Origin of the sequence: Curtobacterium sp. MCBA15_016 (genome assembly GCF_001865105.1) — a bacterium.
Taxonomy (GTDB): Bacteria; Actinomycetota; Actinomycetes; order Actinomycetales; family Microbacteriaceae; genus Curtobacterium.
On record NZ_MJGR01000002.1, the window covers coordinates 60,019 to 76,605 of the forward strand.

The window sequence follows — 16,587 nt, forward strand, 5'->3', positions numbered from 1 at the left end:
CTCCCGTCCGTCCCGCGGTCAGTCGTGGGAACGATCGCGCCGGGGCACCAGGGGCAGCGCCAACAGCGGCAACACCCCCACGATCGAGAACGACGCCGCGAACCCGAGCGCCCCGACGAGCGCGCCGACCCCGGGACCAACGGCGCTCGCCGCGATGAACTGCCCGGTGTTCTGCGCCCCGAGCGCCCGCCCGGACCAGAACGGCCCCGCGGCCTCGGCCACCGACGTGTACGCGAGCCCGTTGTCCGCGACGGTGACGCTCGTGGCGACGACGAGGAACACCGCGGCGGCGGCGAGGTGCGTGGCGTCCACCACCGCCAGCAGCCCCATCACCCCGGCGGCGCTCACCGCGACGATCCGCAGCGGACCGACGCGCGAGGCGGCGCGGTCGCTCCAGGCGCCGACGAGGATCCTCCCGACGGCGCCGACGAACTGCGACGCCCCGACGAGCAGTCCCGCGGCCGGGGTCGACCAGCCGAGGCCGACGAGCCACACCAGGCCGTACGTGGACAGCGTGAACTGCGGCACGACGAGCAGGACCGACACCGCGTGGATCCGCCACAGGAACCCGTTCGCTCGGTACGGGTTCGCGACGTGCTCCACCGGGGCGTCCGCACGCGCGGGGCGGGGCGGGTTCGCGATGCCGATCGCGCACAGCACGGCGAGCACGGCGCACAGGACGACGGGCAGGACGAGGGCCGCGCGGATGCCGTCCGCCTCGGCGAGCTGCGGGACCGTGACGGCCGCGAGCGTCACCCCGAGCGGCTGCGACATCTGCCGGATGCCCATCGCGAGGCCGCGCCGCTCCTTCGGGAACCACCCCACCACGACTCGGCCGCTCGCGGCGTTCGTCGAGGCGCTCGTCATGCCGGCGGCGAGGAACGCCAGGCCGAGCAGCACCGGGTCGCCCGCTGCCAGCCAGGCCCCGACGACCGCGAGGGTCGTGAGGACGAGCCCGCCCGCGATGACGACGCGCTCGCCGACGCGGTCGGTGATCGCACCCCAGGCGATGAGCGTCAGGACCATGCCGAACGTCGGTGCGGCGGCCAGGAGTCCGGCGAGGGTCAGCGTCGTGCCGTGGGCGTGCAGGTACGGGATGAGCAGCGCGGGGGCGGACACCACGAGGGTGCCGGTGGCCTGGGCGGCGACGCCGAGGCCGAGCATCGTCCAGGCGCGGGAGGTGGTGGTCACGGGATCGTTTCAGTGTGGAACGGATTGGTATACCATTACGGTATACCATCCGGTCCCGATCGCCGCTAGGCTGGATCGCCGTGACCGAGACGACCGATGCAGCGCCCGTGTCGCAGACGAGCCAGCTCTACGACAACCTCCGAGCCGCGATCCTCACGCTCGAGATCGCCCCGGGGGAGCGCATCTCCGAGCGGGGGCTCGAGGCGCGGTTCCACGCCTCACGAACCCCCGTGCGCGCAGCCCTGTCGCGGCTCGAGCGCGAAGGGCTCATCCTGCACGAGGGTCGTTCGTGGACGGTCACCCCGATCGACCTCGACGAGATCGCCTCGCTCGCGGAACTCCGCGGCGTCCTCGAACCCGCCGCCGCCCGGCTCGCGGTGGCGCGCGCGTCCGAGGAGCAGCTCGCCGAGGTCCGCGGCCACCTCGACACCCTCCGGCCGACGCCCGACCAGCAGGCCGGCATCCGGATGGGCTCGACGTTCCACCTCGACCTCGCCGCGCTCGGCGGCAACCGGTTCATCACCGACGCCATCGCCGACGCACTCACCCGACTGGAGCGCACGCGCTGGATCGAGGTGCGCACGCCCGAGGCCCGCGACGCCGCGTGGGAGGAGCACAGCGCCATCATCGACGCCGTGCGCTCCGGGGATGCGGACCGCGCGGCCGAGCTGCTCGCGGCGCACGTCGCCGGCACGAACGACCGGCTGCTGGCGTGGATCGCGCAGGAGCGCCGGCGTCTGCGGGGCGCCGGCATGGCGATCGTGGGCAGCACCGAGCGCTGACGCGACGGCCGTGCCGTGGACGCGCCCACCTGCAGAGGGCGCGGTGCGGGGCGGACCCGCACCGCGCCTCCGGGAAGGCCGCTACGGTTTCGTCGCCGCGTCCTCGGCCGCGTCGATCTGGTCGAAGATCCAGGCGTTGCCGCCGTCGGAGTGGTCGAGCAGTGCGTCGCGCACCTCGGCCTCGTCGGTGGTGAGCCGGATCGCGCTCTTGCTGCCGGACCGTGTCGATTGGGACATCGCGTCTTCTCCTGTGTGTGTGGGCACCGTCGTTGGTGCGCTTCCTCACGGGACGTGCTGAGGTCGTGACAGTGTCGCGCGCGCTGTCCGGATCGCGCAAGGGGTTTCCGTCACATGTGGGAAAGTCCCGGCCGGCACCATGCCTAGGATGGTCCGGCCGCGCGGCTCGCGGCACGACACCAGCGGACGTCGGACAGGAGGGACGGGCTTGGCCGAGCAGCGCACCGCACCTCCCACGGTCTACGACGTGGCCTCCGCGGCGGGCGTCTCCATCGCCACCGTCTCCCGCGTGCTCCGCACGCCGGATGCCGTCCGCGAGGGCACGCGCGACCGGGTCCAGGCGGCGATCCGGACGCTCGGGTACGTGCCCTCCGGGAACGCACGGGCCCTCGCGGGCAAGCGCACCGGCGTGGTCGGACTGCTGCTGCCCGGGTTCGACGTCGTGCCGGACGAACGCCCCGACCTCGTCACGGACGGCGGCGTGCGGGTCGTCGACGACCGGCGGCACGTGACGCAGCCGTTCTCGTCCAACCTGTACTTCGACGAGGTCCTGCGCGGCGCCGAGACCGAGGCCTGGCAGCGGGGTCTGGCGCTGATGGTGGCCGCGGGGCGGGGGTCCTCGCGGGACGTCATCGTGAACGACGTCGCCGGCCGGGTCGACGGTCTCGCGGTGCTCGCCCAGACGGTGCCGGACGACCTGCTCGAACACGTCGCCCGACGGATCCCGGTCGTGGTGCTCGCCGACGACCGGCGCTCGCACGGGTTCGACTCGGTGAGCGTGGACAACGCCGCGGGCATGCGGACACTCGGCGCGCACGTGATCGGGCGGCTCGGCATCCGGTCGTCGCTCGTGTACCTGGCGGGGCCGATCGACTCGCCGGACGACATCGAACGCTCCGCGGGGTTCCGTCAGGCGCTCGAGGACCACGGGGTGCCGGCGGCGTCGGTGCGTGTCGTGCACGGCGACTTCGGGCGGGCGCGGGCCCGGGAGCTCGCGGCACAGCTGCTCGACGGGGACGCCGTCCCGCGGGCGATCGTCTGCTCGAACGACCAGTCGGCGCTCGGGGTGCTCGACGCCGCGGGGGCGCGTGGTGTGCGGGTGCCGGAGGACCTCGTCGTGACGGGCTTCGACGGCATCGACGCGGGTCGGTTCTCGTCGCCGCGGCTGACCACCGTGCACCAGCCGATGGGGGAGCTCGGGCGTGCGGCGGTGCGGGCGATCGTGGACCGGCTGGAGCGCCGCGAGGGGCCGCCGCGGGCGATGCGTCTGCCGGTCGAGGTGCTCCTGCGCGAGAGCTGCCCGCCGGCGCTGTAGGTGTCGGCTGCGCCTGCGCCGGTGTGCGAGGTCCCGCGTCGCCGCGTCGCCGCAGTGTGCGAGGTTCTGCGCACCGTGGGACGCTCGCGCCCCCGCACGCTGGTCGGAACCTCGCACACTGCGGTCCGGACTGCGCGCACACGTGCCGCCCCGCGAAACAACCCGCCCGGTTGCGCGACGCGATGTAAGCGCATACATTGTCTCCGTACCGACTCGACACGGAGGTCGACCGAGCAATGACGCTTCCCCCACAGCGCGTCCCAGCGCGCACCCCGGGCACCCGCCGGGGACGGAGAGGCCGCCTCATCGCGGCCATCGCCGGCATCGCGGTCGTGGCCCTCGCGGCCACCGGCTGCAGCATCCAGGTCCGGTCCCAGCCGGACCCGAGCATCGGCAAGGACACGATGCTCATCAACGCGGACCACGGCAACCCGCTGTTCGACCGCAACTTCAACCCGTACATCGCGAACGCCCGCACGGCGAGCAAGTGGATGTACGAGCCGCTCATCGAGATCAACCCCCTCGACGGCAAGGGCACCCCGTGGCTCGCGAGCAGCTGGGACCAGCCGGACGCGCGCACGATCGACATGACGATCCGCAAGGGCGTCGAGTGGTCGGACGGCTCGCCGTTCAGCGCGAAGGACGTCGTCTTCACGTTCGACCTGCTCAAGAAGTTCCCGGCGATGGACGTCAAGGGCGCCTGGCAGCACATCGACAGCATCGAGAGCACGGACGGCCACGTCGTCTTCCACCTCAAGGGCGACGACGTGCCGAGCCTCAACATCATCGGTGCGACGTACATCCTCGGTGAGAAGCACTACGGCGGCGTGAAGGACCCGACGACGTGGCGTGACCCGAACCCCGTGGGGACCGGTCCGTTCGTGCTCGGCAACTACACCGACCAGCAGTACTCGATGGACAAGAACCCGAAGTACTGGCAGGCCGACAAGATCGCCATCAAGCACCTGATCCTCCCGGCGACGAACACGCAGCTCGACACCGTCACGCGCGGCTACGACTGGGCGTACTCCTTCATCTCCGACGTGAAGGGCACCTGGGGAGCGGCGTCGAAGACGAACACGTGGTGGTTCCCGGCAGGCGGCGTCATCGGTCTCATCCCGAACCTGACGAAGGCGCCGTACAACGACGTCAACGTCCGGAAGGGCATCTCCCTCGCCCTGGACCGCGACGACATCGCCGAGACCGCGTCCGAGGGCAACCTGGCGGCGGCGGGCCAGACCGGCCTGATCCTGCCGAACCAGGAGAAGTACCTCAACCCGGACATCCCCGACCAGGGCATGGTCGCGCAGGACGTCGACGCCGCGAAGCAAGCGTTCGCGAAGTCCGGCTGGACCGAGCAGGACGGCAAGATCATGAAGGACGGCAAGCAGCTGTCCATCACGATCATGACCGCGAACGGCTACTCGGACTGGCTCCGCGCCGCGCAGACCGTGCAGCGCAACCTCACGGCCATCGGCATCAAGGTGTCCATCCAGGCACCGCAGCCCGCCGGCTACCAGTCGAACCTCAACAACGGACAGTTCGACATGGCGATGGGCGGCATGGGCAACGGTGACGTCTACCAGGCGTTCAACTCCCTGCTCTCGAGCGACTTCTACCAGCCGGTCGGCAAGTCGACGGTGAACAACTACGAGCGGTACCAGAACGCCGACACGCAGAAGCTCCTCGACGAGTACAAGGCGACGACGGACACCGCGAAGCAGCAGGAGATCCTGAACCAGCTGCAGGAGATCGTGTACGACGACCTGCCCGTGATCGGCATGTACTACGGCGGGCTCTGGGGCCTGTTCAACACCGGCAAGTTCGTCGGCTGGCCCAGCGCCGAGGATCCCTACATGGCGCCGCAGAACTACGACTCGGCACCGCTGCTCATCTTCTCGAAGCTGCGGCTCCGCGACAGCGCAGCCGGCCGCGCGATCATCAAGGCCGAAGAGGACCAGAAGTGAAGTACATCCTCCAGAAACTCGTCCTCTTCGTCCTGACCCTCTGGGCCGCGGTCACGCTGAACTTCGTGCTCCCGCGACTCATGCCCGGCAGCCCGACCGACGCCGCTCTCGCGAAGCTCAGCCAGAACGGCCCGGTGACCGACGCCACCAAGAAGGCCATCGAGGCCCAGCTCGGCGTCCCGAGCGGCAACCTCTGGGACCAGTACGTCAGCTACCTGCACCAGGTCATCACCCTCGACTTCGGCACGAGCTACACGTTCTACCCGCAGCCCGTCGGGGACCTCGTCGCCCAGGCCCTGCCGTACACGCTGATCCTCGTCGGCGTCGTGACGATCCTCGCGTTCGTGCTCGGCACCCTGATCGGTGTCGGCGCGGCCTGGAAGCGCGGCACCTGGCTGGACTCGCTGCCGACCCTGTCGGGCTCGTTCATGTCGACGTTCCCGTACTTCTGGACGGCGCTCCTGCTGCTGTTCTTCCTCGGCTACGTCCTGCACTGGTTCCCGACCACGGGCGCCTACTCCGCGACGACGACCCCGGGCCTGAACGGTGCGTTCCTCGGGGACGCCCTGCAGCACGCGGTGCTGCCGGCGATCACGATCCTCGTGACGAGCCTCGGCGGCTGGATCATCGGCATGCGCAACGCCATGATCAACACCCTCGGTGACGACTACGTGACCTTCGCCGAGGCGAACGGTCTCCGCGGTCGCACCGTGGCGATCCGGTACGCGGCCCGCAACGCGATCCTGCCGAACCTGACCGGCTTCGGTCTGGCCCTCGGTGGTGTGGTCGGCGGTTCGGTCCTGGTCGAGCAGGTGTTCGGCTACCCGGGCATCGGCTACCTGCTGTTCAACGCCGTGATCGGGCAGGACTACCCGCTCATGCAGGCCCTCTTCCTGATGATCACCGTGTCGGTGCTCATCGCCAACTTCATCGTGGACGTCCTCTACGGCGTCCTGGACCCGAGGACGCGCCGATGACCACGATCGCAGTTCGCACGCAAGCAGAAGAACCCACCGCCCCGAGCAAACTCCGAGCCGCCGCCCGCCAGTTCGGCGTCGTCTGGAGCAACACCAAGGCCCGGATCGGCATCATCATCCTCGCCGTCTTCGTGATCGTGGCGATCTTCGCCCCGCTCCTCGCCCCGTACGGCGCGAGCCAGAACGGGTTCGCCCGGAGCGCCGACGCCACCGGTGCGCACTGGATGGGCACGACCGCCGCCGGCGAGGACGTCCTGTCGCAGATCATCTACGGCGCCCGGATCTCCGTGCTCGTGGGTGCCGTCGCGGGGCTGCTGTCCACGCTCGTCGCCGTCGCGATCGGCCTGAGCTGGGGCTACGTCCGCGGCTGGATCGCCGAGGTCATCGGGTTCATCGTGAACCTCTTCCTCGTCATCCCCGGCCTGCCGCTCATGATCGTCATCGCCGCGTACCTGCAGAACGGCGGCATCACGGTCATCATCGCGGTGATCGTGGTCACCGGCTGGGCCTGGGGCGCGCGCGTCCTGCGCAGCCAGACGCAGTCCCTCCGCGGTCGTGACTTCGTGACCGCGGCCCAGTTCTCCGGCGACGGTGCGACGCGCATCGTGTTCCGCGAGATCCTGCCGAACATGACGAGCCTCATCGTCGGCTCGTTCTTCGGCGCGGCCACGAGCGCGATCCTCGCCGAGGCGGGCCTCGAGTTCCTCGGACTCGGCGACTCGTCCATCGTGAGCTGGGGCACGATCCTCTACTGGGCGCAGAACTCGAACGCCCTGCTGACCGGTCAGTGGATCCTGCTGTTCGCCCCGGGTCTCTGCATCGCACTCCTCGCGATGAGCCTGACCCTGATCAACTTCGGCGTCGACGCCGTGTCCAACCCGCGACTGCGCGAAGGCGCGCGTCGCAAGCGCAAGGAGGCCACCGCATGAGCGGCTCGCGTTCCGAACCGATCGACGGCCTGGAGGCGCGGGACGGCGCCGCCACGCGCCTCCCGTCCGACGCCACGAGCGCCGCGCAGGACGTGCTGCTCGACGTCCGCGACCTGTCGGTCGTGTACGAATCGGCCGGCCAGGAGGCCGTCCAGGCGGTCGACCATGTGTCCTTCCAGCTGCGGAAGGGCGAGTTCGTCGGCCTGGTCGGGGAGTCGGGTTCCGGCAAGTCGACCCTCGGCTACGCGCTGACCCGGCTGCAGAAGCCGCCGGCGCGGACCAACGGCGGCAACATCTTCTTCGGCGGCCACGACATCCGCGACCTCGACGAGGAAGCCCTCCGGCAGCAGCGCCAGGGCGGGTTCGCGATGGTGCTGCAGTCCGGCATGAACGCGCTCAACCCGGTGCGGACCATCCGCAACCACTTCATCGACATCTTCAAAGCCCACGGCCACGTGTCGCGTGATCGCTGGGACGCCCGGATGAAGGAGCTCATCGAGAAGGTGAAGCTCCCCACCGCCATGCTCGCCCGGTACCCGGGAGAGCTGTCCGGCGGCATGCGGCAGCGCGTGTCGATCGCGCTGGCGCTCTCGCTCGAGCCGCAGCTCATGGTGTTCGACGAGCCGACCACCGCGCTCGACGTGCTCGTGCAGCACGCCGTGATGGACACCATCATCGAGCTGCAGCAGTCCGAGGGCTTCACGGCCATCCTGATCAGCCACGACCTCGGCATCGTCCTCGAGGCGACCGAGCGCGTGCTCGTCATGCACGAGGGCCGCATCGTCGAGGACGGCGGCTCGAAGGAGATCCTCCGCGACCCGCAGGACGAGTACACGCAGATGCTGCTGTCGCACTACGCCGACCCGCGTGCCGAGGTCGTGAGCCTGCCGGGCTTCCCGGACCGGTCGCAGCGCGACCCGTCGGCGACCCGCCAGGAGACCACGACGTCGTTCAGCACGGTCGGCTCCCGCGAGCGCAGCGCCGCCCGCAACCCGATCGTGGTCGACCACCTCGTCAAGACCTACCCGGCACCCCGTCGCGGCGAGCAGCCGGTGCAGGCGGTGCGCGACGTGTCGTTCACCCTCGAACCCGGGCAGTCGCTCGCCCTCGTCGGCCAGTCCGGTTCGGGCAAGTCGACGATCGCGAAGATGCTGACCGGCGTCGAGAAGCCGACGACCGGCACGGTCCGGTTCGGCGACACGGACGTGGCGAAGCTCGGGCGACGGGGGCTGAAGGACCTCCGCTCCGAGGTGCAGATGGTGTTCCAGGACCCGTACGCCGCGCTCAACCCGCTGCACACGGTCGAGTACACGCTGTCCCGCCCCGTCGCGAACTACACGAACCTGCGCGGGCGCGATGCCCGGAAGCGCGTGCTCGAGCTGCTCGAGACCGTGGGCCTGACGCCGGTGGAGCAGTTCGCGCAGAAGCTCCCGCACCAGCTCTCGGGTGGCCAGCGCCAGCGCGTGGTCATCGCCCGGGCGCTCGCGTCCGACCCGCAGGTGATCATCGCCGACGAGCCGGTCTCGATGCTCGACGTGACGCTCCGCGCCGGGGTGCTCGCACTGCTCGAGGACCTCCGCGAGCAGTGGGGCGTCTCGCTCCTCTACATCACGCACGACCTGCTCAGTGCGCGGCTCATCACGGACGACATCATGGTGCTGCACGACGGCGCCGTGGTCGAACGGGGCCGCACGGCCGAGGTGCTGCAGCACCCGCAGGACGACTACACGGTGGCGCTGCTCGACGCGGTGCCGAACCCACGACGGGCGCTGCTGGCATGAGCACGCTCCGCGACTTCCCGTCCGTTCCGCCGTTCGGCCACCTGCCCACCCCCGAGGGGGTCGACGTCGTCGGCATCGACCTCCCCGTCGGCCGACTCACCGCGTACCGCGTCGTGCCTCCCGGGCCGTCGAAGGGCACCGTCCTCGTCGTGCCCGGGTACACCGGCTCGAAGGAGGACTGGCGCACGTTCATGCCGCTCCTCCGGGACGCCGGCTGGACCGCGGTGGCGATCAGCCGTCGCGGCCAGGCCGACTCGGCGCGCGCATCGGGGCCGAACGGCTACCGACTCGAGGAAGAGGCCGCCGACGTCGTCCGGGTCGCACGGCTGCTCGACGACGGCGCTCCCGTGCACCTCATCGGCCACTCGCTCGGCGGCGTGATCGTCCGCGAGGCGGCCATCGCCGACCCGAGCGCCTTCCGCGACGTGGTGCAGTTCTGCTCCGGACCGTACGGCTGGCCCTACCGCAAGGTCGCCGAGCTGACGATCCTGCACGACACCGCCGGCAACCTCCGCCAGCTGTTCGACTCCACCAACCCGCTCTGGGCGTACCGGCCCGACGAGGAACTCCCCGACGACGCCCGGTTCGTCCGTGACCGCTTCGACGCGCACGACCCCGCGAGCGTCGTCGCCGGCGGGCACATCCTCGAGGACCACACCGACTCCTCCGCCGCACTCCGCGCCACCGGGCTCCCGGTGCTCGTGACCCACGGCGAGTGGGACGGCGCCTGGCCGATCCCCTGGCAGCGGCAGATGGCGGAGGACACCGGCGCCGTCTACGAGGTCATCCCCGAGAGCTACCACGGCCCGCAGGTCGAGAACCCGTCGGCGACGCTCCACACCTTCGACCGCTTCCTGTCACAGCACTGAAAGGCACGATCATCACCACGCTGCAGTTCCCGAAGGGCTTCCTCTGGGGCGCCGCCACCGCCGCGCACCAGATCGAGGGCAACAACGTCAACAGCAACTGGTGGGTGCACGAGCACGAGCCCGACACCACCATCGTCGAGCCCTCGGGTGACGCCGCCGACAGCTACCACCGGTACCGCGAGGACATCCGCATCGCGGCCGACCTCGGGCTGAACTCCTACCGGTTCAGCATCGAGTGGGCACGGATCGAACCCGAGCGCGGGTTCGTCAGCCGCGCCGAGATCGACCACTACCGCCGCATGGTCGAGACCTGCCACGAGTTCGGCATCGAACCGATCGTCACGCTCATGCACTTCACCGTGCCGCGCTGGTTCGAACGCGACGGCTTCTGGCGCGCCCCCGACGCCGCCGACCTGTTCGCCCGCTACACCGAGGCCGCGCTCCCCGTCGTACAGGACGGCGTCCGCTACGTCTGCACGATCAACGAGCCGAACATCGCGGCGATGCTGGCCGGCGGTGAGGACGCGGCGAACCTGGTCGCCTACGGCCTGCCGAACCCGGACCTCGGGGTCGCCGACGCCCTGCTCGCCTCGCACAAGCGCTCGCGGGAGGTCCTGTCGCAGGTGTCCGGCCTGCAGTCCGGCTGGACCATCGCGACGCAGGCTTTCAAGTCCACCGGCGAACCCGGTGCCGACGAGATGCTCCGCGAGTACGGGTACCCGCGCGACGACTGGTACCTCGAGAACGCCGCCGGCGACGACTTCCTGGGGGTGCAGGCCTACACCCGCACCTTCATCGGACCGTCGGGCCCGCTCCCGGTGGCCGACGACGTCGAGACGACCCTGACCGGGTGGGAGTTCTACCCCGAGGCCTCGGCCGACGGGCTCCGCAGCGCGTGGGAGCTCTCCGGGCACGTTCCGCTGATGATCACCGAGAACGGGATCGCCACCGCCGACGACTCCCGCCGGGTGGCCTACACGCAGGGCGCCCTCGAGGGCATCCACGCCTGCATCGAGGACGGCATCGAGGTCCTCGGCTACCAGCACTGGTCGCTGCTCGACAACTACGAGTGGGCGTCGGGCTTCCGCCCGACGTTCGGGCTCGTGTCGTGGGACCCGGTGACGTTCGCCCGGACGCCGAAGGACTCGGCGCGGTGGTACGGGCGGGTCGCCGCCGCCAACGCGCTCACGGTCTGAGACCCAGCCGGAGGGCGGACGGGAGGCGCGGTGCCAGCTGGCACCGCGCCTCCCGTCCGTCGTCAGTCGGCTTGGGTCGGCTCGTGCGCCGGCCGGTCGAACCAGGCCAGGAGGATCTCCTCCGCCCGGCGTGCGCCGCGCTCGTGGGCGATGTCCATCGCGGTCCGCCCCTCGGCGTCCTCGACCCGGACGTCAGCACCGCGTTCGAGCAGTGCCTCGGTCGTGCCGCGGTTGTCGAACCAGACGGACGCGTGCAGCGGCGCGAAGCCCCACCGCGGGTCGACCTCGTCGATGCCAGCGGGGTCCTGACCGATGCCGTCGAGCGCCAGCGAGAGGCCGCCGACGTCTCCGTGCGCCGCAGCCCGCACCGCCGGGGTCGCCCACTCCACCCAGCCGTCCGGGACCGGGCCGTGCCAGCCGTGGGCAGGGCGTGACTCGAGCGCTGCCCAGTCCTCTTCGTCGACCGGCCGCACCTCGATCACGACGTCGCGGAAGTGGATCGCGAGCTCGCCGGTGGGGGAGACGAGCAGGCGCAGTTCCCAGACGTCGGCGTCCACGTGTGCGATCTCACCGCGGGAGACGTGGACGTCACCGGCCAGCAGGTCGAGCGCCTCCGTGTCGGACGGATCGAGCACGGCACGGTCGAAGCGGAGGGACACCCGCGCGTGGTTCCACCGGCGCCAGAGGCCGTCCGGGGTGTCGAGCACCTCGTCGTTGCGGACGACGAACACGGCGTGGACGGTGTGGGTCGGTGTCGCGTCGACGCCGGCGTCACCGTGGCGGCCGGCCTCCTCGATGCGCCAGTTCTGGATGCGGGACTCGCTCCACGTGACGGACGCGAGGGCGGCCACGGACGGCGGGGCGTCGGTCACCAGGCGTGCGAGGTGTTCGGGGTAGCCGTCGACGTCCTCGAGGGAGACGTACCCGACGGCGGGCCAGCCCACTCGACTCCATCGCACGATGACGACCTTAGCGGGTGCGGGGGAAGTCTGGCGCTCAATACCTAGCATTTGTTATATTAGTTGCGTGAACACTGACCCGACACCGTCCCGCCGCCACGGCTCGGACACGCTCATCACGATCGCGGGGAGCGCCTTCGCTCCGCTCGCGGCGCTCGCGACGGCACCGATCCTCGCGCACGGGCTGTCACTCGACGGTCGGGGGGCTGTCGCATCCGTCACGGCGCCGCTGCTGCTGGCCACGACGATCGGGACGATCGGTGTCCCGGCGTCCGTCACCTTCCACGCGGCCCGACGGACTGGTCCACTCGGGCGGCTGGTCCTCCGGGGGGCGCTGCTCGTCGCGGTCGTCGCCGTGCTGGTGACGGTCGCCCTCGTCATGCTGAGCGACTGGTTCGCCGGCGGCGACGCGCCGCTCGCACGTCTGGTCTCGATCGCCGCGTGCGCCGTCCTGCCGAGTCTCGTCGTCCTGGTCCTGCAGGCGGCCGCAGGGGGCTCCGGTCGCTGGCGACTCGTCGCCGTGGAGCGGTTCATCACGGCCGCCGTCCGGCTCTGCGGCATCGGCGGGGCGGCCATGGCGGGCTCGCTCTCGATCGAGCTGGCGGTGGCGGTGCTCGCGCTGTCGCCCGTCCTGGGCGGCTTCGCCTACCTCGGTCTCCTCCGGCGCACGGCCATTCGTCCGAGCGCAGCCGCTGCTCCGGGCACCGGCCCGACGATGGGATCGATGCTCGGGTACGGCGCGCGGGTGTGGATCGGGAGCGTCTCGGGCGCGCTCCTGCTCCGGCTCGACCAGGCCCTCCTGACACCGTTGGTCGGCGTCGAGGCGCTCGGGCTCTACGTCGTCGCGGTCACCGTCGCCGAACTCCCACGAGTGATCAGCGACGCGGCGCGCGACGTCTCGTTCAGTGCCGACGCCGCTGATCGGTCCGACGAGCGCCTGGCACGGACTGCGCGCATCGCCTCGAGCGCGGTGCTCGTCGTGTCCGTCGTCCTCGCGTTCGCCGCACCGCTGCTCGTCCCCGTCGCGTTCGGCGACGACTTCGTCGGTGCCGTCCCGCTCGTGCTCGTCCTGCTGGTCGCGACGTGCATCGGAAGCGCGTCCACGATCGGAGGTTCGGCGCTCATCGCGCGCGGACGGCCCGGTGTGCGCAGTCTGGCATTCGTGCTCGGCTGCCTCGTGAACATCGCCGTCCTGCTCGTGCTGACCCCGGCGATCGGGGTCATGGCCGCGGCGGTCTCGACGCTCTGCGGCGGCGTCGCGATCGCACTCGTGAACGCGATCGCACTGCACCGCGTACTCGGCTACGACCCGCGGCGCCTCGTCGGCCTGCGACGCTCGGATCTCGTCGTCGTCGGGGCCGCAGTGGTGCGACGTCTCCCCGGAGGTGCCGCGTGAGTGCCCTCGTGTCGTCGCCTGCGCGCATCGCGTCGTCGGTCGGAGCCCCGCGTCCCGGCCTGCTCTTCCCGATCCTGTTGCTCGCGGTCTTCGTCGCCGGGGTGCTCGCGTCGAGCGCACTCGACGGTGCGCTCCAGCTCGCAGCAGTGGGCACCTTCCTCCTCGCGCTGCTCGTGGTCCCGGCGATCCACGCTGTGCGGAGCGGAGCGGACATGTCGGGCTTCGTGCTCGTGCCCACCGTCATCTCTGCCACCCAGAACCTGTACCTCCTGCTCGTCGCCGACGACGTGGCGCCGAGCGCCCTCCAGGTCATCATCATCCTCAACTTCGTCGATGCCGTGCTGCTCGTGGCGATCCTCGCCGTGTGTCGCCCTCGCGCGTCCACGGCCGCGGTCCCCGACCCGGTCGCCGACAGCCGGACGGTGCTCGTCCGCCGATCTGTCCTGGTGATCGCCGGGCTCCTCGTCTTCACCGCGCTCGGGCTCGTGCTCTTCCGCGCGGAACCCGTCGCTGCCGTCGCCTCGTTCCGCAACCTGGTGACGCCGATGCTCTTCCTGCTCATCGGATTGTTGGCGTCGACCCAGACGCGGGTGAACCGCTACCTCGGGGCACTGGCGGTGCTGGGGGCGTGCACCGTACTGTTCGGCTTCTTCGAGCTGAGTGCGCCGCAGTTCTGGGAGCGAGCAGGTCTGCGCCACCTGTGGGAAGCGAAGGGTCTCGGCATCGCCGACGTCCGTCCGCTCCCCGCCAACTTCTACTCGTCCGAGGAGTTCGACGGCGAGATCGTCCGTCGGATGGTGTCGTCGTTCGCCGACCCCGTGAACTTCGGGACCTTCCTCTTCGCCGCGTTCACCGCCGCCATGCTCGTCCGGAGCCGGCTCGTCATGCTGTTGACCGCCGTCGGTGCCGTGATGACGGTGAGCAAGGGCTTCTTCCTGTCGGTGTTGATCCTCGTCGCGCTCTGGGCGCAGGTCTACGCGCACCCGGTCGTGCGCGTGCTGTCGATCATCGTCGTCGTGGGGGCCGGCGCCGGGTTCTACCTCTTCACCCTGGACAACTCGAGTGGCTCGACGGCGGCACACGTCGGTGGGTTCACCGCGGCCTTCGTCGAGCTGCCCGGGCATCCGCTCGGACGCGGCGTCGGGAACGTCGGTGTGCTCGCCGGGCTCTTCGACGGCGGGAGTGAATCCGAGGTCCAGGAGTCCGGCGTCGGCGTGATCATCGCACAGCTCGGCATCCCCGGGATCCTCCTCTACGCCGTGTTCTTCTGGTCGGTGATCGCGCATGCCCGCCACCTCGCCGATGCGCGCCTGCGACTCGGCGCGCTCGCGCTCATCCTCGGGTTCCTCGCCAACGCGACCTTCAACGAGGTCGCCCTCAGTCCGAACTCGGCCGCGCCGTACTTCGTGGCGCTCGGAATGATCCTCGGCACCGCGAAGCGTCGCACCCTTGAATGACAATCACATGTGATATATCATTGAGCCAACCACCTCCTTCAACGAGACGAGTACCCATGGACTTCTCGAACGCGATGCGTCTGCTCCGCTCCGGCTGGTGGCTCCTGCTCCTCGGTGCCCTGCTCGGTGCCGCGGGTGGGGTCGCCCTCACTGTGGTAAGCACGCCGTCGTACCAGGCGACCACGCGCCTCTACGTCGCAGTGCAGACCGGCCAGTCGCAGAGCGCGTCCGAGCTCAACCAGGGCTCGAGTGCCGCCCAGGCGAAGGTGCTCGGCTACGTCCCGGTCGTCACGAGCGCTCCGGTCCTCGAGCCGGTCGTGCGCGAACTCGGTCTCGATCGGACGCCGAAGGCGCTGGCGTCCGACGTGTCGGTCTCGACGCCGAAGGGTTCGCAGCTGCTCGACGTGTCCGTGCAGGGGCACGATGCGGCGCAGGTGACCCGGATCGCGAACACGATCGGTACGAGCATCGGCGCCGTCGTCGAGGATCTCGAGCAGCCGCTCGCCGACGGCAGCAGCCCGGTCAAGGTGACCACCCTCCAGCCGGCGACGCAGCCGACCGGCCCGATCGATCCGCGGCCGTCCTTCAACCTCGCGCTCGGGACGCTCCTCGGCCTCGCACTCGCCATCGCCGCGCTCTTCATCCGCTCGATGCTCGACACGAGGATCCGGACCGCTTCGGACGTGGCGGCGGTGGCCGACCTGCCCGTCCTCGGCGCGATCGGCTTCAACCCCGACCACGAGACCCAGTCGTTGTTCATGCGGCACGCACCCCGCGGCGCGCTGGGTGAGGCGATCCGCGACCTGCGCACCAACATCGCCTACCTCGCCGGTCACGCAGAGATGCAGACGGTCATGGTGACGTCCGCCATGCAGTCGGAGGGCAAGACCACCACGTCGACCAACCTCGCGATCGCGATGGCCGACTCGGATGCCCGCGTGCTGCTCATCGACGCGGACCTCCGCCGGCCGCGGGTCGCCCAGGTGTTCGACCTCGAGGGCGCCGCCGGTCTCTCCGATGTCCTGGTCGGGCGTGCTGAGCCGAGTGACGTCGTCCAGCAATGGGGCGACGGTGGCCTGCACATCCTGCCCGCGGGTCGGATCCCGCCGAACCCGAGCGAGCTACTCGGATCCCAGAGCATGCAAGTCCTCATGGAGGAGTTCGGCCGCACGTACGACCTCATCGTCGTCGACGCGCCCCCACTGCTGCCGGTCACCGATGCCGCGGTCCTGTCGAAGGTCTGCAGCGGTGTCATCGTCGCGGCGTCCGCCCGGTCAGGGCGCAAGGCACATCTCCGCGCAGCCCTCGACCGTCTCGAGAAGATCGAGGCGCGCATCCTCGGCGTGGTCCTGACCATGCTGCCGGCCCGCCGTGGTGGCGACTTCTCCTACGGTGTCTACGGCGGCTACTACGGCGACGCGCCGGCTGTCGCCACGGGGCCCGTCAGTGTCCAGGGGGCGGCGCGTCGGCGAGCCTGATATCGCATGCATACATATTCCTCGTGACGACATACCGGCCGGAGCTACCCTCT

Annotated in this window: 14 protein-coding genes; 11 read left to right on the plus strand and 3 right to left on the minus strand. The window is 70.5% G+C overall.

What is annotated here, in order from left to right; genetic code table 11:
• Positions 1-18: 18 nt before the first annotated feature.
• Positions 19-1,164, minus strand: coding sequence for an MFS transporter (locus tag BIV03_RS01615; RefSeq protein ID WP_071294494.1), 1,146 nt, complete (start codon positions 1,162-1,164; stop codon positions 19-21).
• Between the two features lie 107 nt (positions 1,165-1,271).
• On the opposite strand from BIV03_RS01615, the gene BIV03_RS01620 reads away from it, so the two are divergent.
• A complete protein-coding gene (locus tag BIV03_RS01620) occupies positions 1,272-1,973 on the plus strand; it encodes a GntR family transcriptional regulator (protein ID WP_254790679.1) in 702 nt (233 codons plus the stop codon).
• A gap of 81 nt (positions 1,974-2,054) precedes the next feature.
• On the opposite strand, the gene BIV03_RS19385 is transcribed toward BIV03_RS01620, so the two are convergent.
• Positions 2,055-2,210, minus strand: coding sequence for a hypothetical protein (locus BIV03_RS19385; RefSeq protein ID WP_156794780.1), 156 nt, complete (start codon positions 2,208-2,210; stop codon positions 2,055-2,057).
• A gap of 208 nt (positions 2,211-2,418) precedes the next feature.
• Here BIV03_RS19385 and BIV03_RS01625 point away from each other — a divergent pair, with 208 nt between their 5' ends.
• The 7 genes from BIV03_RS01625 to BIV03_RS01655 all read left to right on the plus strand — a co-directional run bounded on the left by BIV03_RS01625 (position 2,419) and on the right by BIV03_RS01655 (position 11,244).
• Complete coding sequence (locus tag BIV03_RS01625; protein WP_071294399.1) at positions 2,419-3,525, plus strand: LacI family DNA-binding transcriptional regulator; 1,107 nt, start codon at positions 2,419-2,421, stop codon at positions 3,523-3,525.
• Between the two features lie 236 nt (positions 3,526-3,761).
• Entirely contained in the window at positions 3,762-5,492 is a 1,731-nt protein-coding gene (locus tag BIV03_RS01630; protein ID WP_254789384.1) for an ABC transporter substrate-binding protein, read from the plus strand.
• On the plus strand, positions 5,489-6,469 hold the full coding sequence (locus BIV03_RS01635) for an ABC transporter permease (protein ID WP_070417091.1): 981 nt from the start codon (positions 5,489-5,491) through the stop codon (positions 6,467-6,469). Before BIV03_RS01630 ends, BIV03_RS01635 begins: the two co-directional genes overlap by 4 nt.
• Complete coding sequence (locus tag BIV03_RS01640) at positions 6,466-7,398, plus strand: ABC transporter permease (protein ID WP_071294400.1); 933 nt, start codon at positions 6,466-6,468, stop codon at positions 7,396-7,398. Before BIV03_RS01635 ends, BIV03_RS01640 begins: the two co-directional genes overlap by 4 nt.
• Entirely contained in the window at positions 7,395-9,179 is a 1,785-nt protein-coding gene (locus BIV03_RS01645) for an ABC transporter ATP-binding protein (RefSeq protein ID WP_083403131.1), read from the plus strand. The genes BIV03_RS01640 and BIV03_RS01645 overlap by 4 nt, the downstream gene beginning before the upstream one ends.
• A complete protein-coding gene (locus BIV03_RS01650) occupies positions 9,176-10,048 on the plus strand; it encodes an alpha/beta fold hydrolase (RefSeq protein WP_071294401.1) in 873 nt (290 codons plus the stop codon). Before BIV03_RS01645 ends, BIV03_RS01650 begins: the two co-directional genes overlap by 4 nt.
• Positions 10,049-10,068: 20 nt before the next feature.
• Complete coding sequence (locus BIV03_RS01655) at positions 10,069-11,244, plus strand: glycoside hydrolase family 1 protein (protein WP_217637338.1); 1,176 nt, start codon at positions 10,069-10,071, stop codon at positions 11,242-11,244.
• 62 nt (positions 11,245-11,306) lie between these two features.
• Here BIV03_RS01655 and BIV03_RS01660 read toward each other — a convergent pair whose 3' ends face one another.
• Complete coding sequence (locus BIV03_RS01660; RefSeq protein WP_139201828.1) at positions 11,307-12,203, minus strand: hypothetical protein; 897 nt, start codon at positions 12,201-12,203, stop codon at positions 11,307-11,309.
• A 67-nt stretch (positions 12,204-12,270) separates the two neighbouring features.
• Between BIV03_RS01660 and BIV03_RS01665 the strand changes: the two genes are divergently transcribed.
• From BIV03_RS01665 to BIV03_RS01675, 3 genes are read left to right on the plus strand one after another with little or no spacing between them, the layout of a single operon-like run.
• Positions 12,271-13,599 carry a lipopolysaccharide biosynthesis protein gene (locus BIV03_RS01665; RefSeq protein WP_071294403.1) on the plus strand — a complete coding sequence of 443 codons (1,329 nt, stop codon included), beginning with the start codon at positions 12,271-12,273 and terminating at the stop codon, positions 13,597-13,599.
• The gene (locus BIV03_RS01670) at positions 13,596-15,056 is read left to right on the plus strand and encodes a hypothetical protein (RefSeq protein ID WP_071294404.1); all 1,461 of its coding nucleotides are present in this window, start codon (positions 13,596-13,598) and stop codon (positions 15,054-15,056) included. Before BIV03_RS01665 ends, BIV03_RS01670 begins: the two co-directional genes overlap by 4 nt.
• Positions 15,057-15,112: 56 nt before the next feature.
• On the plus strand, positions 15,113-16,534 hold the full coding sequence (locus BIV03_RS01675) for a polysaccharide biosynthesis tyrosine autokinase (RefSeq protein WP_071294405.1): 1,422 nt from the start codon (positions 15,113-15,115) through the stop codon (positions 16,532-16,534).
• Positions 16,535-16,587 lie beyond the last annotated feature (53 nt).